This window comes from Streptomyces sp. NPDC033229 (genome assembly GCF_055576875.1).
In genome coordinates this window covers 1-24855 of the sequence record NZ_JBVIQR010000060.1, presented here as the reverse complement: position 1 = coordinate 24855, position 24855 = coordinate 1, and the positions used below count along the sequence as shown (strand labels likewise).

Here is a 24855-nt window from a genome sequence, read left to right as displayed (position 1 = left end):
GTGCGCGTCGCAGGGCGGCGTGGAGCGGATCGTCGGGCCGTCAGCGCTGCTGATTGTCTGACGTCTGCCCGTTCTCCCGGCCGTAGCGAGCGGCCAGGTCCAGGACGTGCGCCACGTCGGCCCGGGTGCTGAGGGGGTTGATGGTGCACATGCGCAGCACGGTGGCGCCGCGCACGGTGGTGGTGAGGAGCATGGCCTGGCCGTCCGTGCACACCCTCCGGCTGATGTGGTTCTGGGCGGCGTCGGCATCCCACACCGCGGGGGTGTTGCGTGGGTGGTGGCGGAAGGTCAGGACGGCGAGGCTGGGCGGTGTGACCAGCCTCAGGTCCGGGTGGGCGTCGATGAGTGCGGCGGCGTATTCGGCCAGGTCCATGCCGTGCTCGATGGCCTGCCGGAACGCCTGGGCGCCGAAGGTCTTCAGGGACAGCCAGAGTTTCAGCGCGCGCAGGCTGCGGCTCTGCTGAGGTCCGTAGTCGGAGAGGTTGACCTCCTCGTCCGTGGCGTCGGCGGGATGTGGCGTGTGGGCCGGCCTGAGGTAGCTGTCGTCCAGGGTGTGGCGTGCCATGCCGAAGGTGGCGGGGAGCAGTTCCGGCCGTCGCAGCAGCGCACAGCCGATCTCGTAGGGCTGGAAGAGCCATTTGTGCGGGTCGACGGTGAGGGAGTCGGCCCGGCCGAGGGCGTCGCGCAGGTGGTGCCCACGGGGGGTGCCGGCGGCGGCCGCGCCGTGGGCGCCGTCGATGTGCAACCACAGGCCCTCGGCCTCGCACAGGTCCGCGAGGTCGTCGAGCGGGTCGACGGTCCCCGTGCCGGTCGTGCCGAGGGTGGCGACGACGGCGAAGGGCCGTAGTTGGGCGCGCCGGTCGCGGCGGACGCGGTCGGCCACGGCGTCGGCGTCCAGGCGGAGCCGGTCGCCGACGGGCAGGACGGTGAGTTGTTCGCGGGTGAGTCCCAGCAGGTGGACCGCCTGGGCGACGGAAGGGTGGGCCTGGGAGGAGCAGTACAGGCGGGCGTTGTGCAGCCGTCCGTCGAGGTGGTGGTCGCGGGCGGCGGCCAGGCAGGTGAGGTTCGCCGTGGACCCGCCGCTGACGAACAGGCCCCCGTGGCCGTCCGGGAGGCCGAGGAAGGTCTTCAGCCAGCCGAGGGTGGTCAGTTCGAGCTGGGTGGGTCCCGCTCCCACGAGCCAGGCCCCGGGCACGGACAGGTGGGCGGAGGCCAGGGTGTCGGCGAGGACGGCCGGGAAGTTGCCGGTGGACGGTACGAAGGCGAAGCAGCGGGGGTGGTCGAGGCGGGTCGCCTGGGTGAGGGCCTGCCGGGTCACGTGGTCGAGGAGACCGGGCAGGTCGTGCGTGCCGTGCTCGGGGAGGGGTTCGTCGAGGACGGCGCGGAGGTCGCGGGCCGCGGGGACGCGCAGGGGTGGGCGGGAGCCGGGCGCGGTCATCCGCTCGATGACGAGCTCGACGGCGTGGTGGCCGGCCTCGCGCATCAGCCGTTCCTCCAGCCGTAGTGGGGGCGGGCCGCCCACGGTCTGCCGGTGGAAGAAGGCGATCCAGGCCAGGGCGCCGGGCCGTGGGCGCGGGCGCGGTTCCAGGTCGGCGACCGGCCCGGGGAACTGGACGAGCGCGAGCTCCTGGCCCGTGGCGAGGGGCCCCGGTCGGGCGATGGGCCACCACAGCGCCTCGTCGGCGGCCAGCCGCGTGACGTCGGGCGGCCCGGGCAGCGGCCCGGCCACTTTCTCACCGTCCCGGCGATAGCGCCCGGTGGCGGGCAGGTGGTGCACGGTGGTGCCGGCGCCGGCGTGCACGACGAGCTGGCTGGGGCGCGGACCCGGTGGGAAGGGCCTGGTCACCAACGGGGGCAGGGCGGGCAGGAGGAAGGACAGGATGTGCAGCCCCAGGCAGGGCAGCAGCCCTGCCGCCCGTTCGACCGCCTGGACGAGGGAGACCACCGTCTGGAAGCGCGGGTTGACCTCGACGGCCAGCAGCCGGCCGTTCTCCTCCACGAGGTCCAGGCCGAAGACGCCGCGGAAGCCGCGCGCCCGCAGGACGTCACCGACGCGGTGCGCGGCCGAGCGCGCCTGCCCGTACAGCCCGGCGGGCAGATCATCCGGGCCGACCAGCTGGTTGCCGCAGTGCGCGCCCCAGGAAGCGGCTGTCTCCGGCAGCCCGACCAGCTGGTGGGAGACCGCCGAGACGACGGTTCGGTCCGGGCCGGCGCACGCGCTGACGGTCAAGGAGATGCCCGGGGCGAATCGGCTGAGCTTCACGGGTTCGTCCGGCCACGCCTGCAGACGGGCTCGCAGCCCCGCCGGCCCCGCGACGGGCACCGTGCCGCGGCCGATGCGATTGTTCTCCCTGCGCTGGGCGACCGCCCGGGACCACCGGCCGTGCCAGTAGGTCTCGGCCGGCTCGCGGTCCGCGGCGGGGATCACCAGGAACGGCGGCACGGGGACACCGGCCTCAGCGAACAGCTCGGTGACGCTGATCTTGTCGGCTGCCCGGGCCGTGACGGCGGGGTTGGGGGCGAGCAACCGGTAACCCTGCGTCCGGGCCCAGGTGCGGGCGTTGTCCCCGTGCTCGGGGGCGAAGGACACGCAGACGCGACGAGGGCCGGGGGGAGGCGGCCGGTGGCCGGGCGGGGGCTGCGGCAGCGGTTGCCAGGCGGACACCGGTTCATGACGCAGCCAGTCAGGCGCCGGCCCGAACGACGCGCTCAGGAACGGGCAGTGGTCGAGCCATACGGCCTCGTCGACCAGCTCGGCCAGCAGCCGCAGGCCGGTGCCCGCGTCGACGCCCTCGATGTCTCCTACCGTGCCGGAGACAACGCTCGTGTGCCCGGTCAGCTGCCCCATGATCGCTCCCCGGTCCTGGCCCTGTGCTGCTGGAGGAGCGAGGCGCCGTCGGGGACGCAGCGCTCACAGATCACCGCATGCGCTCTGCGGTTGCGCCGCTGCGCCGCCCGGAGCAGTGCTTCCGCACGGCGGATCGCGGCGACGGGTACCGTGCGCGGCACATCCCCCAGCGCGTCCAGCAGGGCGCGCATCCGCTCCGCCATCACCTGGTGCTCCCGGTTGAGGACCCCTGAGAACCCCGGGGCCAGGAACGGCGGTTCCATCGTGGGCCGTACGTCGTCCCGGTAGACGGACGCGGGGAAGTCCGAGGCGTAGGCCATGGCGGCGGTGGCCGCGTCGTAGAGCGCCCGCAGCCGCTCCAGATCGCGACAGACCGAAGCCCAGTGCGCTCCGCGCACCTCGGTCAGGATGTCGTCCAGAACGCTGTTCATGGTGGTCAGCAGGAGGTGGAAGAGCTGGTGCCCCAGCTTCCAGCGGCGCAGTGCATCGCCGCGATCGTCACCGACCGGGCCGTCGGCGGGCTCATCCGCACCCGTCGCCGTGGCCTCGTCCGGAGCCCCGTCCGGAGCCCCGTCCGGGGGCTCGTCCGGGGGCTCGTCCGGCAGCGAACGCGGCCGCAGCCAGGCGGTCAGGGTGATGTGGGAGGCGTGCAGGAGGCCGGTCAGCACATCGGCGCGCTGGGGAGCGTCCAGGCCGGTCGCCGGGAGGTCGGCGAGGACGGCCGTCTGGAGCCGCACCACGTCGCGCGTCCAGGAGACGAGGTCCGGCGCGCCGCGGACGATCCGGAAGTAGCGCTCGTAGTCGGCGGTCGCCGCACCGGCAGCGAGGGACGGGACGCGTGAGTCGGCGGCCAGGTTCAGCGGCGCCGGCGACGTCGTCCCCGGCGGGATCACGCCCTCCCGCTCAACGCTCATCGGCCGCTCCCCCGCGGGCCGGCGCACGCGGCCTTGGCCAGCTTCTCCACCCGGTGGTGCAGCTGCTCCAGATACGGCTCGCTCTCCGGCTTCATCAGCACACTGCGCAGTACCTGGGTGTGGTCGCTGTCCACGACGGCATCCGCGTGCCGCGCGGTGAACTCTGCCGCGGGGATCCGGGCGATACTGAGGAACACGGGTTCCTCCTTGGCGTTCATCCCCCGGCGCATCACCTCGCTGCTCCTCGCAGCGATGCGCGACAGCCGGGACGGCGCGTCCGCCGGAGACGCCGGGTAGTAGGTCATGATGTCGAGCTCGGGAGGCTGGTACAGCTCCAGGTACGGGCAGGCGCCGATCAGCCCGGACCAGCGGACGGCGGCGCGGCGCCCGGCGGCGAGCACTCCTCCGAGCCCCGCACGGGTGAGTGGCAGCAGCCTGAGCGTCAGCCACAGAGCGGCGGCGGCCGCCCCCGAGCGGGAGCACTCGAGGCTGATTTCCCCCAGGTGTGGCCGGCGGGACGTGTAGTAGGTGTAGGGCGAGTCGTGCCGGAAGAACCGGGCGACTTCAGGGTCCCGGAACAGTACCGCCCCGCAACCGTAGGGCTGCAGACCGTGCTTGTGCGGATCGATCGCCACCGAGTCGCACCGGGCGATCGCCCGCAGGGCGGCTCCGGTCTCCGCGGCCAACGGCTGCGCGTCACCGTCGGCGAGCAGCCTGAAGAACCCGCCGTAGGCGGCGTCGGCGTGGACGCGCACCCCGTACCGGCGCGCCAGCGGGACGATGCGGTGCAGGGGGTCGACAGCGCCGAGCGCCGTCGACCCCGTGGTGGCGACGACCGTCCCGACGTTCCCGGCGGACAGCAGCCGCTCCAGCTCGCCAACGTCCATGCGCCCCCGGTCGTCCACCGGCACCGTGTGCACGGGGATGCCCAGAAGGTGGCACATCCGGGTGTGCGTGTAGTGGGCGTCGCTGCTGACGGCCACGCCCGCACCGGGCCGGCTCTCGCGGGCGACGAACAACGCCTCGAGGTTCGCCTGCGTACCGCTGCTGGTCAGGTGCCCGAGGTGGTCGGCGAACCCGGCCATGGCCGCCAGCTGCCCGACCACCTCCTCCTCCATGACGGAGGTCGCCGGACCGCCGTCCAGGGCATGGTTGTTGGAGTTGACCAGCATGGCAGCCACGTAGCCGGCGACCGCGACCGGATGCGGCGGCTTGAGCATCTGCCCGGCGTAACAGGGATGGAAGAAGGGGTAGCTGCCGCGCAGCCGAGCGGTCAACTCCTCGAAGGCCACCTCGAACGCCGCCTCGTCCACCGCCGCCGCGGGATGGCCTGTGAACTCCCCGTACGTCCGCGCCCACTCCCGGAACGCCACGGCGCCCCTCTCGAGCCAGTACTCCAGCTCCATCCCCACCCCCGCACCGGCCGGACCTCTCCCCGACCAGATCACCATAGCGGCGGTAAATCACCTCATAGCGGCAATCGGTGGCAATCACCCGAACGAAGGCAGTAAGTAGGGGACTGCTTGAGCAGCAGCGCCGCGAGCCCCCAGCCCGAAGCGCTGCACGGCATATCAGCGGGCTCGGCGTTATCGTGGCCGCATGGACGAGAAGCGAGCGCTTCGAGTCGTGGACGTGTTGCGGCAGCGGGGCACCGATGCCTGCCTGGCCCGCGAGGGCGTCTACCGGACCGGCGTGCGCGTAGTCCTGCGCGACGGCCGGGAGGAACAGCCTTCCCGGAGAGGAAACAGGCAGCTCAAACGCGCCTTCTTCCTCTCCGCCTTCGCCGCCTTGGGCGACCCGGCATCCCGGGCCTACTCCGACAAGAAGATCGGCCAGGGCAAGCCCCCCCCCGGAGAGCCGCAGGCCGGTGTTTGTGCAGGTCAGGGGTGCAACACGCAGGCGTATTGCAGACGCCGTGTCGCAGCGTCGGGGGGCCGCGTCGCAGTGCCGGCTGACCTGTGACAATGAAGATTGATCCATTGCCACCGAAGTTCGACTGCCAACCGGGGGACCGATGAACTGCCGTATGACCCAGGGCGCCCTGGTCGTCGGCTCGATCGGAGTCCTGATCAACATCGTGGACGCGATCGGGTCGGGGCGTCCGGAGCCGCACCACGCCTTCGCCGCGCTGGTCGCGCTCGGTGCGGCTGCCGAGCTGCTCAAGGACCGGCGGCCCAGGCCTGCGCGAGCGCTGCGCGTCGTCGCGTCGGTCTTGCTGGTGGTTGCCGGATCCGTCGCGGGGTACAGGGCATGGGCCGCACTCTTCAGGGACGCGGGCCACGACTGGCTCGGCCTCGTGCTCGGAGTGTTGGCCGTGCTCTACGTCGTCGCCGGCGCTGGTCAGCTGCTCGCCCGCCAGTCCCGGAGAGCACCGAAGACCCACAGGAATGCCGACATGATCAGCGAGTAGCGCCCGCACCGGCATCGGTCAGGCTTCGGTGACAAAGCATCAACCCTGGCTGTCACGGATCACCGGCAGCAGGCCTGCACTTCGCCCAGGCTCCGACCCAGGCGGTCCTACGCCCCGCCCTCCGCACCCAGCCGTCGACCGGGAGCAGCTGCGCGCGGTGGAGAAAGGCCGGCGCTCTCCACTCGCGGCACTGCGCCCGGCCCCGTACGCGGTTCGGACGGGGTCGCCCGCCGCACCCGGGCAGACAAGGGAGGCACAGCGTGAGCACCGACCGGAGGACCGACATGACGGCAGCGCGCGCAGCGCCGCCGAGCTCCGGGTAGAAGTCCGCCGGGAGGCCACCGGCCTGACGTACGAGCAGCTGGGTGAACTGATCGCCACCGACGAGGACGGGACGGATCCTGCGGGCCCTGCCGAGAGGCACAGGGCGGCAGTGCGGATGGCGGAGCTGAAGCGGACCCGGAATCTGGTGTTACGGCTTCCACTCCACGCCGGACTCGCCCATCTTGCTCCTGCCGCAGCTCATGCCGAACTTCCAGTTACCGCGCCCCTTCCATGCTCCGAAGTGCGACGTGCCGTCCCAGCACCCCACCATCGCGCGCGCCATGCCCCTGGTCACGGTGCAGTCGGCGCTCCAGCCATGGCTGGTCGACTTCCAGTTGGTGCAGTGGTAGCCCGGATTGGCGGCTTGGGCGGGGGAGGCCGTCATGACGCCGCAGAACGCCGTCAGGGCAATGGCGCCGACGGATGCCGCTATCTTGTTGCGCACAATCGAGAACTTCACTTCACGTGTCCGTTCTGTGGATGAGATCGGCGACTCGCCTGTCGAATCGCCTTCGCGGGCGGCTGGGCGAACCCCCCTCAGGTGGGGGTCGGAAAGGCCTATGCCCCCGCCAGGCCCATCGACGATGATCTACTGGCCACCATCGATGTGCATAATCGCCCATCTGTGATCCGCCTCACCGATCAGGTGGGGGTGGCGGACCCCAAGCGCCGGTGGAGGAACCGGTCCCGGCCCAGCCGCTGGACACGAAGGACGTCCTGGCGGTCGCGGAGCGGTTCCCAGTGGCCCTGGCCGCGGCCCGGCGAGCGCCACTGGCCGGACGGTGAGTTCCTGGACGTCGCGCTCAGCGCGGTACGCACCGAGGAACGCGAGGGGTACATCGAGCGCCTGGAGGCGTTCGTGGAGCAGCGCCGCGCCCGCCTGGAGGAGCTGCTGCGGGCGTACGGGCCGGGCAGTCGGCCCGCCTCGCACGGCCGGTACGCGCTGATCGGACAGCCCGAGACCCTGGGTCGTCCTGGAGCGGATGGAGAGTGCCCCGTTCCTCCTGCGCGGACAACTGACAACCGCTTGCGTCCGCAGAGGGTTCAGAAACCTGCGCACGAAGTCGGGCTCTCCGGCCGGTGCACCGAAACCCACCCGGCCGGGCCGCGGCCGCCCGCCCGGCTCGAAGAACCGGCGACCGGCCGCCCGTTACGACGTCGGACGCGTCCTCACCACCGGCGAGTCCGACATCCGACCCGCACACCACAAGGCCGGCACGAAGCCCCGACGCATTGGCGGGTCGCCAAGCTCGGCCTGACAGGTGGAATCCACCGATCTGGTACTTCAGCCCCTTACGGAACTCCAGGTGCGGGATAGCGCTTCGCATTGCCGAATACAGCGCGGGCGGAACCTCGTAGACCGCGGTCGCGAGAAAATCGTCGTCGCGGCCGGGGAACAGGTGCCTGATACTCAGGATCTCGACTCGGGCCAGGCCAGTGACATGAGCGGCTTGCTCATCGCTGTCCCAGCCGATGAGCTCCCGCCCAAGGGTTTCGGTGTCGATATCGTTCACGCGCCAACGGTATGCGCGAACTGCCCATGAGGTTAAACGTCAAGGTGAGTGCCTGGGTATGAACTTGGCGGGGCGGACCACAGTGGGGACACCAGCTGTTCTGGGGCGGGCCGCAACCCTCGACAAAGTGGAGCGTTATACCGACGTGAAGATCATTTCGCGGCGTATCGCCGTATCCGCTGTCCTTGCCGGTGCCGTACTTGGCATGTCGGCGCTGCCTGCCCAGGCTGCCGACGTCACGCCCGGCGTCAACGTCTCCGCTCCCGGCGGGGACCCTGGGCCCGGGGACGTCGAAGCAGACGTGGAACTCGAGACCATCGAGGGTGCCCGCAAGGAGCAGGTGTTCCCCACCGACATCTTCGGCTATGAGGACCCCGAGGAGTTCATCCAGGCCTACTACGAGTACAAAAAGGGCTGCACCAATGACTGTGAGGCCGGCTTTGCTCGGTAACTGGTCCACAATTTCCGCAGGAACGTGATGCCCGTCCAGACCTGAGAGGGCGTGCGCCTGGTCGCGAACGCCAGCTGCTTGAGCTTGAGTCCCGCCGGGCGGCCCTCCTGCAACGACTTGCGTACTGCCTCACCCGAGTCCCGACGCTGCGCAGGTTCACTGACCGCCGGCAGGGGGCCAACGGCTCACACCCGCCTCTGTCACACCTGCCCCTGCCAGAAACGACCTGTCCGACCGCAGCTCCTCGAAGCGTGTGGATCACCAGCCGACGCGCCGGCCGCGACCGTCTCGAGCACGCCCAAGTCGTCTGCCTCGCCCTCCTCGGAGTGCAATGGGCGCAGTAGCGGGCTGGCTTGCGATGATGACGGCATGCCAGAGCCGGGGACCACTGCCGTCGTCATTGTCCTGCCCGATGCCGCCCCGCTTCTCGATGCGGCGTGGCGTATCGACCCTGCTCTGGTGCGTCGTGGGGTGCCGGCGCACGTCTCGCTCCTCTACCCGTTCGTGCCGGAATCGGTGCTGACGGGTCAGGACGAGAAGGGCGTGCGTTCCCTGGCGGCGAGTTTTCCGGCAGCTGATCAGCTCTTGGAGGAGGTCGTGACGGCGTCCGGCTTCGTCGCCGTCACCGTTCCGGGACTCCAGCCGATCGTCGATGCGTTCCGTGCCCAGTGGCCCGGGTTGCGCCCGTACGGGGGCCGCTTCGGGGCGCGGCCCGCCGCCCATGTCACGGTCGCTATGGGTGCAGACAACCCGACGGCTGCCGCCCATGTCCGCGCTGCGGTCGGCAGCCTGCTGCCGCTGCGCACCCGTGCGGCGGCGGTCCAGCTGGTGGTGCTGACGAAGGAAGGCTGGCAGTCGCGGTTGACCGCGCCGCTCGGCGTCCCGGACGGGCCGTGAACACCGCCCGCCGGTCCTGCCCCTGGCCGCGGCCGGTTCGACGACGTGGCGCGGTGCTCGCCGTCGTTTCCCGGCCTTTGCGCCCCGTGTGCCGTGGCTGTGGGAGTGGGGTTCGAAAGAGACTTCGGCTGGAGGCGAATCCTTTTCGGGTCTCCCTGCCTCTTGTGTGTGTACCGGCCGAACGGGCCGGCAGAACCGGGAGGAACCGCCAATGATGGTCACCAGCCTCGTAGTGATCGGAGCCCTGCTCGTGGGCGCGTGCAGCTGGCATCTGATGCGGCGCTACAAGGGCCGAAGCTGACCAGTCCCCTGCCAGGAGTTCAGATGAACCGACGCTTCACTTGGCCGGACGAGCGGCTGATCAAGGCCGCTCAGGACGGCGACGTCACTTCGCTCACCACCGTTGTCATGGAATCGCAGCCTCATGTGCGCAGGTTCGCCATATCGCTGTGTTCCTCCCCGCAGGACGCGGAGGACGCGGCGCAGGAGGCGCTGATCATCCTCTATCGGAAGATCGGCACTTTGCGGGCCACGGGCGCGCTTGCCTCATGGATGTTCCGGATCGTGCGCAACGAATGCCTCCGGCAGGTACGGCTGCTTGTCCCGCGGAGCGAGGAGGCGACAGCCGAACCGGGGGCGGCTGCGGAACCGTCCGCCGAGGACGCGGTGCTGCACAGGCTGGAGGCGGAGCGCATCGCGGCTGCGGTCAGCGCCCTTCCCCGTGACCAGCGGCAGGTCCTGATCATGCGGGACGTACAGGGCCTGCCCGGCAAGACCGTCGCCCATTCGCTCGGTCTGAGCAGCGCCGCGATGAAGTCGCGGCTGCACAGAGCACGCGCAGCGCTGCGGCGCTCTCTGGCAGTGACGGAGCAACCACTCGGTCGAGCCGCCGATCAGGCGCGCGATCAAGCTATCGGCCAGCCAGTCGGAGGAGTCTCACGACCGTGAACACAGTGAAGCCCGCGCAGGGCGCGAAGGTCCGGGTCGCCGCGCAGTCCGCCGCGCCCGGGATGAAGTTCGCCAGCAAGTCCGTCCCGCGCCATCTGGCGCGTGGCGCCATCGGCTTCGGCCTGATCGTCGGCTCGATCGCCCTGGTGCCCGTCGCCGGGCCGGCCACCCTGCTGGCGGCCCCGTTGGCCCTGATCGCCTTTCGTGGTTGCCCTACCTGCTGGATGGTCGGCCTGGCGCAGACCATCTCTCTCGGCCGTCTGGAGCGCGAGTGTGTGGACGGCGTTTGCACCCTTGCCAAGGTGCCCCCGGCGGCGAAGGCCACGGGCGAGCCGACAGCCCGTATCGACGTCCCGGCTGCTTCCCGGTGACCACGGCCATTGATCATTCGGAATGACTCGTCCAGGGATCAGGAAACCCTGTGAGCACAGCCTGGGGTCGGCAGGAAGGGCGTGTGGGTCAGGTCCGGTGGCGGTGCCCTGGTGTTCCCGGGCTGCCTGTTCCAGCTCGCGGCGGTCCCGTTGCCCGCGCCGGACCCGTGGCACGTCGTCTCGTGCCACGCCGGAGCGCAGCCGTAGGGCTGGTCCGCCGGCCTCTCGGCCGCCCACTGTCCCCGCCTCTTCTCCTCCGTGTCAGACATCGAGCGGATCACCACCCAGAGGCACACTGGGCGTGACCGGCTCCACCGGCAGGTCGCTGAACCGGCCGGACACACCAGTGCAGAGCGAGAGTCCCCCGGGCTGTCCTGACAGCGCCCGGGGTCTCATGCGTGTGGCTGCAACGCGGTGTTGCAACGCGGTGTTGCGCCCTCAGGCGGGCGCGGTTGTCGGCACAGCTCCTGGTGCCTTCGGGCGTCGCGGACAGCCGGTCTTCTGCCTCGCGCTGGGCGACGTCGGCGAGCGCCCGGGGCCGCTGTCCTTGGGTATCCGGTCGGTGCGGCGTCGTACGTCGGCGGCGACCGCGCGGGTGTGACCGGTCAGATGGGCGATCTGCTCGCCGTCGTGTTCGGCAGCGTGTCCGGGCCGGCTCCGGGCGGGGACGGCAGGGGCGCGGGCCGGGTTGCAGGCCGTAGCTGACGACGGCAGGGACTCGTCCCGGGCGGAAAGGAACGCGACTACAGCACACTCCTGCGATGCAAAGCCGCCTTTCCGGGAGTTGCCGAAACGTTGCCCCTGAGGGCACTCCCGGATAGCCGGCGCCAAACGCTTTTCACTTGAAATAACTAGATGGAGATAAATATGGAAGGGCGGGCAATCGGGGCGGCGCGTCATGCATATTCTGTGCACCGCGAGTTCCTGGACAGGGCACCCGCGCTCCGCGGCAACCGCTGCTTCGACAGTTCAACGACAGGCGGCGACCGGCCCGTTCGGCAACCGCCCGTCGACCGTCGTACAGGCGGCTGACTCGCGCAACCACCTGCCCCTCTCAGATCCGAGCGATTTCCGAGACCCTTGGCGCCTGGCGGCGATCCCCGCCCGCAGCAGGTTCTCCATTTCGCTCAGAATCGGACATGGAATGATTACCGAACACTCCGATACGCATCTCACGGCACGGCCGGCCAACGACGACTACCGGCTGGGCACCGAGGCCTACACCGATGAGCAGCGGACCGCGGTCCTTGCCAAGTTGGAGAGGTACCTGGGCGGGCAGCGGGGGCGTCTTCTGGGGTATCAGGTGAACCTGTCGCTCGACGGCCACGCCGCGCTGGGTCGGTTCCTGGGCTACCACATCAACAACATCGGGGACCCGTTCGTCGACAGCAACTACAGCCTGCACTCGCGGTGGCTGGAGCGGGCGGTCCTGGAGCACTACGCCCGCCTGTGGCACGCCCCGCTGCCCGAGGACCCGGCCCGTCCTGGTGCTGAGGACGGGTGGGGATACGTGCTGTCCATGGGCAGCACCGAGGGCAACCTGTACGCCATGTGGAACGCCCGTGACTACCTGGACGGCAACGCCCTGGTGCGTGACGAGGTCTCCGGCGATGCCAGCTGCCGCACCAGCTACCTGCGGGCCCAGCACCCCGACGACAACCCCAACGCCTACATGCCGGTGGCGTTCTTCTCGCAGGAGACCCACTACTCGCACATCAAGGCGATGCGGGTGCTGGACATCCCGACGTTCTACGACCTGGGCGGCAGCCTCTACCCGGGCGAGTGCCCCATCGATGTGGCCGGCACCGGCATGCAGACGTACAACGGGTGGCCGCTCGGCGGAGTCCCGACCACCGGCGGCGACGAGGGTCCGGGCACGGTCGATGTCGACGCCTTGGTGGCCCTCGTGGACTTCTTCGCCGCCAAGGGCCACCCCGTCCTGGTCAACTTCAACATCGGCAGCGTCTTCAAGGGCGCCTACGACGACGTCCAGGGCGCCTGCGAGCGCCTGCGACCCGTCTTCGAGCGGCACGGCCTCGTCGACCGGACCGTGCGCTTCGACCCCGACGACCCCACCCGGACCAGCATCCGCAACGGGTACTGGATCCACGTCGACGGAGCCCTCGGCGGCGCCTACGCCCCCTACCTGGAGAAGGCCCGCGACAGCGGGCTCATCGAGACCGCGCCGCCGGTCTTCGACTTCCGGATCCCCGAGGTGTCCTCGATCGTCACCAGCGGACACAAGTACCCCGGCGCGCCCGTCCCCACCGGGATCTACATGTCCCGCGCGGGATCCAAGCTGCGCCCGCCGTCCGACCCGGCGGTCGTCTCCTCCCCCGACAGCACCTTCGCCGGCTCCCGCAGCGGCTTCGCCTCCCTGGCCATGTGGAACCACCTCGCCCAGTTCAGCGAGGAGCAGCAGACCCGCCAGGCCGCCGAGGTCCTGCGGATCGCCGAGTACACGGCCGAACGCCTGCGCCGGCTGAGCGAGCAGTTGCAAGAACGCGGTGAGCCCTGGGCGGAGGACGGTATCGAGGTCGGTCACGGCGATCACGCGCTCAGCGTCTGGTTCCAGCAGCCGCGGGCTGAGATCACGCAGAAGTACTCGCTGGCCTGCGTGCCGCTCAATCTCGGTGGACGCCGCCACGACTACAGCCACGTCTACGTCATGCCGCACGTCACCCAGGAGTTGATCGACGAGCTCCTCGAGGACCTCTCCCAGCCCGGAGCATTCGACCGTTCCGCGGACAAGGACGCCCAGCGGCCCCCACTCCCCCACCAGCGCTGACCCGTAGGCGGGCAGCCGGACCGCAACCGCCCGCCCGCCTCCTGGCGATGTTGCCCCGCATGTCCCCGCGTGCGGGGCAACCGGCCGCGAGCACGGGAACTGGGCGGCACACGCCTGCCCGCCGGTGCACACGTCCTGGCCGCGATCGGCTCCGCGAACCGCGACGAGACGGTGTTCGAGCAGCCCCACACCTTCGACCTCCGCCGCCGGCGGCAGCCTCTGGTCACCTTCGGATACGCAGAACACGCCTGCCTCGTGCGCGCGTTCATTCCCGCCATCGTAGAAGGCCTGGTCGCCGGCATCCTCGATGTCCACCCCGGCGTCCGCCCCGACCCTTCGGAGCCGCCCCGCCTGGCCGGCTGGGCCGCCCGCTACACCGCACGCCTTCGCGTGGACGGCCTCGGCGGCTTTGCGGGCCGGGCGGCAGCGCTGGGCCCGCCTGGTTGAGGCAGGCCCGCGGACCGGCCCCTTCACGCTTCCGCTCCCGCCGGTCGGGGCCGAGATGCCCCGCTCAGCCGCATCGTGTCCTGAGCCGTCGCGATGAGCGCGGAGTACGGCTGGGCGGTGGGCTCGGGCCCGGAGCAACGGAGGACGTCGCACTGGCGCCTGCCACCGGCAATCGGAGAGTCGCGCCGGCCCGCTCGAGGCCCCCGGCCGGTCCATCCGATCTGTCGCCCGGGGCCGCGCGGATGAAGGCGAAAGATGTACGGACCACGGTGGCCGGCCTGGCGGACTGTTACACACGGAGGCTGGGGCTGCACCGGGACCTGCGCGTCCTGGCCGGCCGGATCCGGGCCGCAGCCGACGACCGGCCGGGACAGTTAGCGTCATTGCGGCGCCGGCCCTCATCAGAGCTTGGACGGGCTCTTCGCGTCGGCCCTCGGCAGGATCAGTACCCCCCAGGTGACCAGCACCGCTCCGGTTGCCTCCGGGAGCAGCCACCAACCGGTGCGTACGCGTTCGCCGTAGACCAGCATGCCCAGGGCGAGGCTGACCAGGGCTTCGCCGAGGGTGAGGGCGGGCTGGGAGGCGATCAGTGGGCCGGATTCCATGGCGTTGGCGAGGAGGAAGAGTGCGCAGGCGCCGGTGGCCACGAAACCGTAGAACTGCCAGGCGGTGAAGAACGCTCCGGCGCCCTCCCGCTCGAAGACGTCGGTGGCGGCCGCCATGAGGGTGGCGGTCAGGGCGTAACCGATCGCCGAGGCGGAGCTGAACAGGGCTGCCCGGAGCGGGCCGCGCGGCCTCGGCAGGGCGCCCAGGACGCAGAGCGTCATGGCTCCTCCCGTGGCCAGCAGGGCCAGTGCCCACGTACCGGCCGGGACCGCGCTGTGGCCGCCGGACGGTGCGGCGGCGGCGAGTCCGAGGCCGAGGCCGACGGCGACCATGGCGGACGCCGCCCATCCGGCCGCGGGCAGCCGGCGGCGGGCGCAGGCGGAGGCGATGAGGAGGGTGAAGGGCAGTTCGGTCACCAGGATGGGCTGCACCAGCGACAACGAGCCCAGGTTGAGGGCCAGTGCCTGGCAGGCCGCGGCACCGACGATCACGGCGATGCCTGCGAGCCACGCCGGGCTGTGGAGCAGGTGCCGGATCAGCCGGAAGCTGAAGGCGTCGCCGTGCGGCACGGTGCGGGCGCCCACGCGTTGCAGCACCGTGCCCGTGGCATTGCCGACGGCCGCCAGGAGGGCGAACAGCGCGGAGAGCGCGGCTGGCACGAGACGGGTTCCTCCGGTGGCGTGTCCTTCACTGGTGATGACGATCACACGGCCGGGCGCGCTCACGGGCAAGGCGCGCGGAGTGGCATCACTTCGCACGATGGGCCGCGCCACGCTTCGCAACGCCGGCGATCAACGTCGCGATCGCTCGGCCAGGCGGCCGCACAGCGGCTCCTCGTCCCTGCCCGTGCGCCCCAGTCGCCCAGCCTCCGCCGACAACACGGGCCTGCCCCGGGTCGCCTTGGGCTTGCCCGGCACGGGTGCGCAGGAGAGCCGGCCACCGGCCGTCTGTTCGGGCAGGGCCTGGTCCTGCCCTTGGCGCTCCCGGTCGGCGTCGTTCCTGCCGTGCGGCAGTGACGGGCCGGTACCTGCACGTTCGCCAGGAAGCCGTTCACCCCGTCCGGGAGCCGAGAGCGATTGTCAGTGGGGGGTGGGACGGTAGGAGCATCGAGTCGGGAAGAGGGGGAGCTTTCATGTCCGGAAACCAGAACTACATCAATCACGTTGCTCTTGTGCTGGATGCCAGTTCGTCCATGTCGCACCTGGCCCGCAAGGTCGTCGAAGTCGCCGACCAGCAGATTGCCTATCTGGCCCGCCGGTCGCAGGAACTGGACCAGGAAACCCGCGTCACGGTGTACGTCTTCGCAGACAGGGTGGAATGCGTCATCTACGACAAGGACGTGCTGCGGATGCCGTCCCTGAAGCAGCTGTACCGGGTCGGTGGAATGACGGCTCTGCTGGCGGCCACGCTCACATCGCAGCGGGAGCTGGCGCAGACAGCTCAACTGTACGGAGACCACAGCTTCCTGACGTTCGTGCTGACCGACGGGCAGGAGAACGTAAGTCATCGCTGCCCGGATGCCCCTGCCGGGGATCCGCGTGAACTGGTTGAGGCCGTGTCCAAGATGATCAGGACGCAGCAGGACAACTGGACACTGGCCGTCCTGGTGCCGGACCAGATGGGCAGGCGCGAGGCCATGCAGTGCGGTTTCCCGAAGGACAACATTGCCATCTGGGACGCCACGAGCACACAGGGGCTGGAGGAGGCCGGGCAGGTCATCCAGCAGGCCACCGAGAAGTTCATGGTGGGCCGCGCCCAGGGCATCCGGGGATCGCGGGCGATGTTCTCCACGGGCGCAGAGGCGGTCAACAAGGACACCGTCAAGGCAGCCGGCCTGACCCCGGTGGATGTGTCGGCGTACCAGCTGATCCCGGTGGCTCGCGCAGCGGCCATCCGGGACTGGGTCATCGAATGCGGGCACAGCTACCGCACCGGTGGTGCGTTCTATCAGCTGAGCAAGTCGGAGAAGATCCAGGCGCAGAAGCAGATCGCGGTGTTGGAGAAGAAGACGGACCGGGTGTACACGGGGCCCGAGGCCCGGGCCCTGCTCGGCCTGCCGGGCGTGGAAGTCCGCGTCAAGCCGGACCACAACGACGACTTCACCATCTTCGTGCAGAGCACCAGTGTGAACCGGAAGCTCGTACCGAACACGCGGCTGCTGCTCATGGTCTGACGCCGTGGAAGTCTCCGGCGGGTGCCAGAGGCTTGGTCGTTCCGGGCGCCCTGCCGGCATCAGGGTCGGCGGCTGCGGGCGCGGCGTGGGCGTGCGTGTGGCTGAGGCCGCCGCCGCTTTCACGCCGATGGCCCCAGCGTGGTCCGTGGGGCCGGCGGTACCCGCACCGCCCGCCCGTGACCGGCCGTGGCCCGGCCCCGTTCAGCCGCGTGCTGCCGCGGGCACCGGCAGCACGCCTGTCACAGGCGCGCGGCGGCCCGCCTGGCGAGGGTCCGGTCAGCACCGTCGGTCTCGACTCGCCACCCGGCCACCGGTCCACCACCACGCCCCCAGGCCGGGAGACCGGGCGCCGGCACCGAACCACCAACCCACCATCACAACTTCGAAGGCAAGATCGTCTTCTTTCCTTCGCAACGAAGACGCCAGGGCGCAGCAACGCCTTCGATATCGGCAGCCGGGACGGGCATGAAGCCCGTGCGAGGCCCCTTCGGCGAGGTCAGTGCCTGCCCCCGGTCGGTCCATGTGCCTGACCACCGGGTCCTCCGGCTGCCGGTCCCGAGGCCACTGAACACGATCCCGGCGGCCTGGGAACGTGGCGCGGAGCTGACCTCGGCGACGGCCGAGCACCGGGCGGCGAGCCGGGCGCACTCCCCCGCCATGGGCATGTCGTTACCGTCAATCCCCTCCGTCCAGAGACGGCGGCGAGCCAACCGGGCGTCGCCGCCTCGGCGCCGTCAAGGGCCCGTGGGCTCAACGTGAGGCCCTCCCGTTCAGCGGCCTCACTCGCCTGGTGACCACAAGCAGATCTTGGTGACAGCTATCGTGCTTGGGCTCACTGGGCTCGGCGGCGGCTCGCAGTTGTTCGGGGCCTACAGGTCGAAGTCGAGGTGCTCGATGTCGGTGAAGCGCACCTCCTCCAGGCTGCCTGCGCGGCGGCCGGAGTCCTGGAAGTAGACCTCTCTGAGCGCCTTGGCGGCGATTTCCCGCAGCTGCTGTTCGCCGGCGCCCTGTTCCTGGGCGTCGAAGAGGAGAGCGGCGTACTGCGGCGGCAGGGCCACGGTCAGGTGGCGGATACGGTCCTGGTCGGTGCTGCCGATCGGGGCCGTGTAGCCGAGGCGGGCGCGGGTGTCGATGACGATGCCGCCAGTGGTCGCCGCCCGCTGCCGGGCCCGGGCCCGGACCTGCGGCTGCCAGCGCCGCGTGACCTCGGACTCCAGTCGGGCCGCGAGGTCGCGCCGGGGCGTTTTGATCTGGTCCTTCACGTACCGCTCGACGGTTCGCTGGGTGATGCCGAGCAGCTCGGCGACGGCTTTCGTGCTGCCCTTGCGCTGCCTGACCAGGTACCGCATCTGCGCGCCGGCGGATTTCGGGATCGGGCGGGTGAACGCCCGCTGCACCGCCTTGTCCAGGCCGTCCCCGAAGATGCTCATCGCGGTCTACTCCCCGTCGTCCTTGCTGGTGACCTCGCCGTCCTTGATGTACCGGGCGAGGTTGAGTTCCTGGCCGTACTGCTCGCGCAGGCCCTCGCCCCACAGGGTGGTCTGGTGCTTGACCATCCCGGGTGACACGCCGAGCCGCCAGCCGCCCGGCAGGGGCTTGCCGTCCCGGTACGGCAGGAAGTCCAACGGGGAGGGGCCGTCGGCCGCGTAAACGGCGCAGTCGGACAGGATCGCGACCGGGTATTGCCCGGTGAAGGCCGCGTGCTTGACGATCTTGCGGTGCATGTTGATGCGGGTGCGGGAGATGACGGCGGCGCGGATGTCCGGGCGCCATGTCGGACGGGACAGGGCGCGCCATGGCCGGCCCGGCTTCCAGCCTTCGCCGCGCGGGCGTTCGCGGAGTTTGCCGAGGCCTCCCTTGACGGTCGCCTTGATCGCGGACGCGACGATCGCCAGCTGTGGGTCGCGCTGCCGGTAGCCGTCCATCGCCGCCAGGAAGTCCTCCGGCGTCAGGTCGGCGGGCACGCCGAGGTCGGCCATGGTCTCCACGTACGCGTCGCGCAGGCGGTTGTACCAACCGTCCAGGTAGCGGCCGTTGTCGTACCGGAGGTACGCTCGGCCGGCGTCACGTCGTAGCCGAGCTCCAACGCGTAGGCGACGGTCGGTGTGGCGTACCAGGCCGGTCCCTCGGGGCGGGTGCCCTTCGGCGTGAACGGGCTGGGCAGCATGCCCGCTTCGAGTCGCTGCCACTCCTTGCCGGTCTTCACGCGGGACAGGTCGACATGGGAGAGGTCGACCAGCCAGGAGCCGGGCAGCTTCGGGTCGAATGCGGGGTTCTTGACGTGGGTCGGTGCACCGAGGCCGACGATCGTGCCGTTCGCGCCGGCGGCGAAGGCCATGTTGACGTCGATACCGACCAGGTGCCGTTGGAGGCATTCGGCGTCGGTGAGCGGGCGTGACCAGTCGTATGCCTCCTCCACCAGGGCCTCGGCCGGGGTGCGGCGGTGGAAGCGCGGCAGGCCGGCGAGCAGCGGGTGTCCGTCGGGGGCCTCGCACGGCGCGGGGTCGACGGGGTCCTTGCCCAGGCTGCCGGGGTTGTGTTCGCTGTGCCGCTTGCCGTCTGGGTCGGGTGCGCCGGCTCGGGTCGGCGGGTGCAGGGCGGTCATCAGCTCGAGGCCGGTCACGGCGGTGGAGCCGCGCGGCGTCATCACCCGGGCCGCGTAGGTGCCCAGGAGGCGGGCGAGTTCCGCCGGCGGTAGCTGCCTGGCCTCAGCCCAGTGGCGGGTGTCGAGGGCGCCCCAGGACGGGATGCACAGCTGGACGCAGTTGCGTTCCGAGCCCTGTGCCGGGCGGTAGATCCGCGCCCACGGCCCGAACCCGCGCTTGGTCAGCTGCCAGTGGGCCCGTGCCAGCTGTTTGATGACCTTGTGGTCCTCCGGCAGCCGACCGGACAGGCGCTCTTCCTCGCTGAGGTGGGGTGGCAGGCCGTAGCGCTCGTACGCGGCCTCGGTGAGCACGATCAGGGGGTCGGCGTCCTTGCCCGGCCCGGCCAGCTTCGGCTGCCCGAGCTTCGCCTCCGTGAGGGTCCAGTCGACCAGGGCCGGGATGGACTTGGCGGGTACGTCCAGGATCAGGCCGCCGACGCAGCACGCCGATACCTGCCCGTCCTCGGCATCGACGACCGCGAGCGGGCCGTTGGCGAAGCGCGGGTCGGTGCCGGGCTCCGTGGGCTTCGGCGTGGCTCTCTTCGCCGCCGGGCGGCGCAAGGCCGGCGACGGCCCGGCCGTGGTCGCGGGGCGGGAAGTGGTGCGCTGGGGGGTGTGCCGGCCCATGGTCTCGGCCGCAGTGCCGGTGGCCGCGTCCGAGGGCAGCGTCTGCGTCTGCGTCTGCGTCGCGGAGCTGCCGGCAGGGGCCTCCGAGGCGGGGGTGGAGAAGCGGGCGGCGAGGCCTTCGAGCAGCCTGCGGTACGCCTGAAGGCGTTCCCCCTTCGGCTCGGCGCGGCCTGCCTCCCATGCCTGGACGCTCGGCACCCGTGCGCCCAGGGCCTGGGCGATCGCGGCCTGGGTCAGCCCGGCCGCCTCCCGCAACCGGACCCGCTCCGCCGGACAGGGCAGCACGGCGCCGCCGTCCACGGCGGCGAGCAGGGAGTCAACCGCGGCGAACAACTCCGGCTGATCCGTCATCTGTGCTCTGTCCCTTCTACCTGACGCCCTGGCGGATCTCTTCGAGCCGGGTCACCAGCCGCTGATAGCGCTGAGAGGCGGCCTGGGAGGAGTTCAGACCCTGGTGCTGGGCGATCTGCCGCCAGTCCATGCCCTGGCGCCTGGCCTCCATGACCGCTTGCGCCTCGAGCCGGTCCAGCGACAGGCGCATGTCCGTCAGCAACCGGAGCCCCGCCCCCATATCGTCTTCGGACACGTCCGGCATCTGCCCGTCACGGTGCAGAGGGCCGGCGGCGGCCGCGAGGAGCCGTCCCAGCAGGGCGGCGTCCTCCTCCAGGCGGCGCGCCAGGTTTTTGCCGGCCGCAACGCCGTTCCAGTCCACAAGGTCGGACAACCGCTGACGGGCCTCACCCTGAGCATCACCAGCCATACCGGTCACCCTACCTGAATCCTGAAACGAAACAACATATTGTTGTTCCATTGGCTGCGCGCCGGGCTCATGGCCGCCTGGGAAGCCGGCCGTCCGACGACGCAGGCCAGGAGCGTTGGACGTCAGTCGCGTCGTTTGCCTGTCATGCGGGAGCCCCGAATTCCTCTGCGCCGTGTCAGGCTGGTGTATCTCGTCCTGGCGGTCGGTGGGGCACTCGGGGCGCTGTGGGTGGGTGACCACTTCGAGCTCCGCAAGGCGGAGACGTCGTTGGCCGCCGGCCTCGTCTACGGTTTCGTGGGCGGGTACACGTATGGGGTGCGGAGCTCGCCGACCAGGCCCCTGTTCTTCTCCCACCCCGTGATCGTGCTCGGGCTCACCCCGAGCGCGCGGGCCACTTGAGCCTTCGGCAGGCGGGCCCGTTCTCGTAAGCCCCGACGCTGCCCGGATGCCGGGAGCCCGGCCTCGGGACCGACGGCGGCGAGCAGCGAGCAGCGAGTCGATCGCGCCGAAAACACGTCCCGGCCCGGCCCCTTCTTCGCAGCGGCGGTGGCGCGGTGCCGGGACGTAAGGCGCGGTCGGCATCAGCCGTGGCTGAGCCTTGAAGTGCGGCCGCGCGCCATGTGCGGCTGGGACGCGTGTACCAGGAACGGAGGGCGCAGGAAGACATCGCCCGGGGCCCGGTGGTCCCTGATCACGGGGTTGTTCACGCCCTGGAAGAAGGAGTTCTCCAGCAGCATCCGCGTCCTGCCGCGCGCGTAGGTGCCGTAGGAGGACGTGATGGACGTGCCCGGGGCGTCCTCCATGAAGTTGTTGTAGAGGTGCGCGTGGGCGGCGTTGTCCGTGGACGGGTTGCGCTGCTCGGTCTCGCGGATCCAGTTGTGGTGGATCGTGATGTCGGTGACGAGGTTCTGGGTCCATCCGATACCGAAGGCCTTGTTGGCGTTGCTCAGCCTGTTCCAGGACACCGTCACGTAACTGCTGTCCTTGCGGACGTCGATGAGTGCGTCGGCGGTGTGCCGCAGGTCGTTGTGGTCGATCCACACATGGTGGGCGCCGTCCATCTGGATGGCGTCGAAGTCGTGCGCCTTGTCGTTCCACACGCCCTGGTACGAGTCCCTGATGGTCAGGTTGCGGATGATCACGTTGTGAACGCCCCGGCCGAGGAAGAAGCCGCCGCCGGCGATGTGCCCCAGGGTCCCGGAGCCGGTGATCGTCTTGTCCGAAGCGACCTTGATCTCCTTGCCGGCGGGGGCCATGGTGATCGTGGCGGCGACGACGATGACGTACGGCTCCGGGGCAGTGGCGTACTTTTCGAGGCCGGCGAGCGTCGTGACGGTGACGACCTTGCCGTTCCGGCCGCCATACGTACCGTTTTGGCCGAGGGCGTTCACCGAGGCGAACCCGTCGGCGGCAGACACCCGGGCCGGAGCCCCGGCCGCGGCGGCCCTCTCCTCTTCGCCCGGTCCCAGTCCGAACACGGACCCGTACGCCAGAATCCCGGAGGCGGCCAGCGCCGTCGGCACACCGAACGCCAAGGCCTTTCGGGGTCTGCGGTGGCTGGGGGCGCGGCGGGTCGAACTCATGGGCAGTATCCGTTCCGTGAGGATCCGTGAAGAGAAGACAGTCGATGTGTGGTTGCCGCTGGGGGTGCATGGGGTTGCCGTGCTCGTCGGAAAAGGCGGGACGCCAGGTCTCGTCCGCTATCCCCGCGGTTTCGCCGGCCGGAACCCGCCGGTGACGGTGTACTGCTCGTTCTTCGTGGTGGTGACGGCCGCGGTGTAGGTGTCGCCGGCCGTGGGCCGGTGGCTTGGGGCGTGGTTGTACTGGACGGCGAAGATGTGGCGTCCCGGGGGTGCGGTCCGGCCTGGCTTGAGGGTCCAGCGGTAGGTCACGGTGCCGTTCTCGTCGGTGACGGTCAGGGTGAAGTCGTCCTCGGGGAGGGTCCGCCAGGCGCCGGTGGACGCCACGGCGCCCGTCGGCGCGATGCGGACCTCCACGGTGAGCGCTCCCAGGGGTGCACCGGTCTCGAGGGTGATGTTGCTCTGGGTCCAGTAGGGGTTGCTGTGGGGGTCGATCGAGCCGTCTGCCCTAAGCGGTCCGGCGTGGGTGCGCGGTGGTGCGGTGGAGCTGGAGGGCGCGGAAGAAGAGGAAGGGGTGAGGGGGGTGCTCTCCGTGGGGGCGGGCGGTGTCGGCACCGGCGGTGCTGTGGCAGCGTTCCGGGCCGGTCCGTCGCTCTGGAGGACGGTGGTGATCGCGTACCCCCCGGCCAGGAGGACGGTGGCCGAGACCAGGGTGGCCAGGGTGACGCGCGGCCAGGAGAGGGGCCCGGCCGGGCGTTTCGCGGGACGGGGGTGGCCGGCCTTGCCGTGCCGGACGCGCGCCAGCATGGCCATCCGGTCGGGTTCGTGCGCGGCCGCCGCTTCCCGCAGCAGGCGCTTCAGGTCCTCCATCAGTTCCTCGTTCCGGTGAGTTCGTCGGCGGCGCTCGCCCCGAGGAGGCGCTGCAGCTCGGCCATGGCCTTGGAGGTCTGGCTCTTCACCGTGCCGACGGATATTCCCAGGGCGAGGGCGGTGTCCTTCTCGGACAGGTCCAGGGCGTGACGCAGCACGACGCACGCGCGTTTGCGGAACGGCAGGCGCGCCAGGGCCTGGCGTACGTCCATGACGGCCGCGACGTCGGGGTTGTGCGCGCGTCCCAGGCGGTCGGCCCAGAAGAGGTGGACGCGGCGCCGCTCGCGGGTGAGGGCGCGGATGCGGGCACGGGCCATGTTGGTGACCACGCCGCGGGCGTAGGCCACCGCGTGACCGGCGGCCCGTACGCGGTCCCAGCGGTGCCAGAGCGCGACGAAGGCGTCGGCGGCCAGGTCGTCGGCCGCGTCCGTCTCACCGGTGAGCAGGTAGGCGAGGCGCGCCAGTTCGGCGTGGTGGTGTTCGAAGAAGATGCCGAACTCCGTGGAGGCGTCGTCGAGGGACAGGACCAAGTCTCCCTGTGATGTGCCCGCGCCGGTGCCCGCGGGCGGGAAGGGAGAGATGGGCATACCAGCCATTCGGTGAGCTCTCTTCTTGTCGTGCGGGGCCGGTCGCTTCGCCCCGTGCGGCACGCCCCGGTGCCCGGGCGGGGTGAGCGTGAGCGCCGGGGCACCGGGGCGGCGGGTCACCGGAGGGTGCCTGCGCCGGCGGTGCGGGCGAGGGAGGCGGGCAGGCCCGCCGCCGAGGGCTCCAGGCCCTTGGTGAGCGTGGGCTTCCACGTCACCTCCGGCTTGATCTTCTTCTTGTTCCCGGTGTTGTAGGCGGCGACAAGGTCGGTGACGGTGCCGTTGACCATGTTCCCGCTGCCGGCGAAGGCGCCGGTGCCGTCGCCCGACAGGATCTGGGACGCCTTGCGGTCCAAGGACAGGGTCCAGTGGTTGTTCTGCGCCACGATCTGGGCGTGCGCACGGGAGTTCACGCTGTACTGGTGGGTGTAGCCGTTGCGCGGTGTGGTGTCGAAGTGGTTGTTGTACAGGTGGACCTGCCCGACGCGGGTCAGCGGCGCGCGCTGCACGATGCCTTGGAAGAGGTTGTGGTGCAGGGTGACGCGGAGCCTGGTGTCGTTGTCGCTGCTGCCGATGAGCATGGTCTTGTCGTGGTCGGCGAAGCGGTTGTACGAGACGGTGACCAGGTCGGAGGCGTTGGTGATGTCGAGGGCCCCGTCGTGCACCTGGTACTCCCGGCCGAAGTACCGCGGGTTCGAGGCATCGAGGTGCGGGCTGTCGGTGAAGGTGTTGTGGTCGGCCCACACGTGCGTCGCGCCCCGCAGGGTGACGGCGTCGTACGCGGAGTTCCAGTTGCCCTCGGAGCCGTCCGTGGGGTCCCACTGCGGGAAGCAGTCACGGGTGTCGGCGAAGGTCAGGTTGCGGATGATGACGTTGTCCGCCTTGTGCACCACGAGGCTGCCGCCGTTGATGCCCGCGTCGGTGCCCGGCACGCCGATGACCGTGGTGAGAAGGACGGGGCATTCGGCACGTTCCTTGTGGGGGTTGACGCTGCGTACTGTCGGCCCCTAGACGAGTCATTCCGATGTGATCAGTGGTCATAAGCGATCAAGGAGCGTATGACGGGCTGGCCGGTCTTGTGGTTGTGCCAGATCGCGGC

18 protein-coding genes and 5 pseudogenes are annotated in these 24855 nt (G+C 70.6%); 10 read left to right on the top strand and 13 right to left on the bottom strand.

Features of this window, described 5'->3' with window-relative positions:
* Nucleotides 1-40: 40 nt before the first annotated feature.
* From ACZ53N_RS32400 to ACZ53N_RS32390, 3 genes are read right to left on the bottom strand one after another with little or no spacing between them, the layout of a single operon-like run.
* Nucleotides 41-2848, bottom strand: a complete 2808-nt coding sequence (locus ACZ53N_RS32400) for a pyridoxal-dependent decarboxylase (RefSeq protein WP_469144373.1) — start codon at nucleotides 2846-2848, stop codon at nucleotides 41-43.
* Nucleotides 2836-3762 (bottom strand): hypothetical protein, encoded by a 927-nt coding sequence (locus ACZ53N_RS32395; RefSeq protein WP_469144372.1) that lies wholly within the window; start codon nucleotides 3760-3762, stop codon nucleotides 2836-2838. The genes ACZ53N_RS32400 and ACZ53N_RS32395 overlap by 13 nt, the downstream gene beginning before the upstream one ends.
* Nucleotides 3759-5168, bottom strand: coding sequence for a pyridoxal phosphate-dependent decarboxylase family protein (locus ACZ53N_RS32390; RefSeq protein WP_469144376.1), 1410 nt, complete (start codon nucleotides 5166-5168; stop codon nucleotides 3759-3761). The genes ACZ53N_RS32395 and ACZ53N_RS32390 overlap by 4 nt, the downstream gene beginning before the upstream one ends.
* Nucleotides 5169-5484: 316 nt before the next feature.
* Between ACZ53N_RS32390 and ACZ53N_RS32385 the strand changes: the two are divergent.
* A pseudogene (locus tag ACZ53N_RS32385) lies at nucleotides 5485-5604 on the top strand (IS110 family transposase); the annotation flags it as partial.
* Nucleotides 5605-5788: 184 nt separating this feature from the next.
* Nucleotides 5789-6172 carry a hypothetical protein gene (locus ACZ53N_RS32380; RefSeq protein WP_469144371.1) on the top strand — a complete coding sequence of 128 codons (384 nt, stop codon included), beginning with the start codon at nucleotides 5789-5791 and terminating at the stop codon, nucleotides 6170-6172.
* 472 nt (nucleotides 6173-6644) lie between these two features.
* On the opposite strand, the gene ACZ53N_RS32375 is transcribed toward ACZ53N_RS32380, so the two are convergent.
* Nucleotides 6645-6956, bottom strand: coding sequence for a hypothetical protein (locus ACZ53N_RS32375; protein ID WP_469144370.1), 312 nt, complete (start codon nucleotides 6954-6956; stop codon nucleotides 6645-6647).
* A gap of 487 nt (nucleotides 6957-7443) precedes the next feature.
* Here ACZ53N_RS32375 and ACZ53N_RS32370 point away from each other — a divergent pair.
* The 7 genes and pseudogenes from ACZ53N_RS32370 to ACZ53N_RS32340 form a co-directional block, all read left to right on the top strand.
* A pseudogene (locus ACZ53N_RS32370) lies at nucleotides 7444-7755 on the top strand (hypothetical protein); the annotation flags it as partial.
* Nucleotides 7756-8137: 382 nt separating this feature from the next.
* Nucleotides 8138-8461 (top strand): hypothetical protein, encoded by a 324-nt coding sequence (locus ACZ53N_RS32365; protein WP_469144369.1) that lies wholly within the window; start codon nucleotides 8138-8140, stop codon nucleotides 8459-8461.
* A gap of 369 nt (nucleotides 8462-8830) precedes the next feature.
* Complete coding sequence (locus tag ACZ53N_RS32360) at nucleotides 8831-9358, top strand: 2'-5' RNA ligase family protein (protein ID WP_469144368.1); 528 nt, start codon at nucleotides 8831-8833, stop codon at nucleotides 9356-9358.
* Nucleotides 9359-9682: 324 nt separating this feature from the next.
* Entirely contained in the window at nucleotides 9683-10306 is a 624-nt protein-coding gene (locus tag ACZ53N_RS32355; protein WP_469144375.1) for an RNA polymerase sigma factor, read from the top strand.
* A complete protein-coding gene (locus tag ACZ53N_RS32350) occupies nucleotides 10303-10677 on the top strand; it encodes a hypothetical protein (protein ID WP_469144367.1) in 375 nt (124 codons plus the stop codon). Before ACZ53N_RS32355 ends, ACZ53N_RS32350 begins: the two co-directional genes overlap by 4 nt.
* Nucleotides 10678-11821: 1144 nt before the next feature.
* The gene (locus ACZ53N_RS32345) at nucleotides 11822-13465 is read left to right on the top strand and encodes a PLP-dependent aminotransferase family protein (protein ID WP_469144366.1); all 1644 of its coding nucleotides are present in this window, start codon (nucleotides 11822-11824) and stop codon (nucleotides 13463-13465) included.
* A gap of 69 nt (nucleotides 13466-13534) precedes the next feature.
* Nucleotides 13535-13912 carry a cytochrome P450 gene (locus ACZ53N_RS32340; RefSeq protein ID WP_469144365.1) on the top strand — a complete coding sequence of 126 codons (378 nt, stop codon included), beginning with the start codon at nucleotides 13535-13537 and terminating at the stop codon, nucleotides 13910-13912.
* A 401-nt stretch (nucleotides 13913-14313) separates the two neighbouring features.
* On the opposite strand, the gene ACZ53N_RS32335 is transcribed toward ACZ53N_RS32340, so the two are convergent.
* Nucleotides 14314-15177, bottom strand: coding sequence for a DMT family transporter (locus tag ACZ53N_RS32335; protein WP_469144364.1), 864 nt, complete (start codon nucleotides 15175-15177; stop codon nucleotides 14314-14316).
* 473 nt (nucleotides 15178-15650) lie between these two features.
* Here ACZ53N_RS32335 and ACZ53N_RS32330 point away from each other — a divergent pair, with 473 nt between their 5' ends.
* The gene (locus ACZ53N_RS32330; RefSeq protein ID WP_469144363.1) at nucleotides 15651-16691 is read left to right on the top strand and encodes a vWA domain-containing protein; all 1041 of its coding nucleotides are present in this window, start codon (nucleotides 15651-15653) and stop codon (nucleotides 16689-16691) included.
* A gap of 869 nt (nucleotides 16692-17560) precedes the next feature.
* Here ACZ53N_RS32330 and tpg read toward each other — a convergent pair.
* From tpg to ACZ53N_RS32290, 8 genes and pseudogenes are all read right to left on the bottom strand, one after another.
* Nucleotides 17561-18121 carry a telomere-protecting terminal protein Tpg gene (gene tpg / locus ACZ53N_RS32325; RefSeq protein ID WP_469144362.1) on the bottom strand — a complete coding sequence of 187 codons (561 nt, stop codon included), beginning with the start codon at nucleotides 18119-18121 and terminating at the stop codon, nucleotides 17561-17563.
* Between the two features lie 6 nt (nucleotides 18122-18127).
* Nucleotides 18128-20313 (bottom strand): annotated as a pseudogene (gene tap, locus ACZ53N_RS32320) (telomere-associated protein Tap).
* A 16-nt stretch (nucleotides 20314-20329) separates the two neighbouring features.
* Nucleotides 20330-20722, bottom strand: coding sequence for a hypothetical protein (locus ACZ53N_RS32315; protein ID WP_469144361.1), 393 nt, complete (start codon nucleotides 20720-20722; stop codon nucleotides 20330-20332).
* Nucleotides 20723-21006: 284 nt separating this feature from the next.
* Nucleotides 21007-21117: a hypothetical protein gene (locus tag ACZ53N_RS32310; protein WP_469144360.1), complete on the bottom strand. Its 111-nt coding sequence runs from the start codon at nucleotides 21115-21117 to the stop codon at nucleotides 21007-21009.
* A 279-nt stretch (nucleotides 21118-21396) separates the two neighbouring features.
* A pseudogene (locus ACZ53N_RS32305) lies at nucleotides 21397-22305 on the bottom strand (pectate lyase family protein); the annotation flags it as partial.
* 117 nt (nucleotides 22306-22422) lie between these two features.
* The gene (locus ACZ53N_RS32300) at nucleotides 22423-23172 is read right to left on the bottom strand and encodes a hypothetical protein (RefSeq protein WP_469144359.1); all 750 of its coding nucleotides are present in this window, start codon (nucleotides 23170-23172) and stop codon (nucleotides 22423-22425) included.
* Complete coding sequence (locus tag ACZ53N_RS32295) at nucleotides 23172-23696, bottom strand: SigE family RNA polymerase sigma factor (protein ID WP_469144374.1); 525 nt, start codon at nucleotides 23694-23696, stop codon at nucleotides 23172-23174. Before ACZ53N_RS32295 ends, ACZ53N_RS32300 begins: the two co-directional genes overlap by 1 nt.
* Nucleotides 23697-23875: 179 nt before the next feature.
* Nucleotides 23876-24703: pseudogene (locus ACZ53N_RS32290) on the bottom strand (pectate lyase family protein); the annotation flags it as partial.
* Nucleotides 24704-24855: the final 152 nt, after the last annotated feature.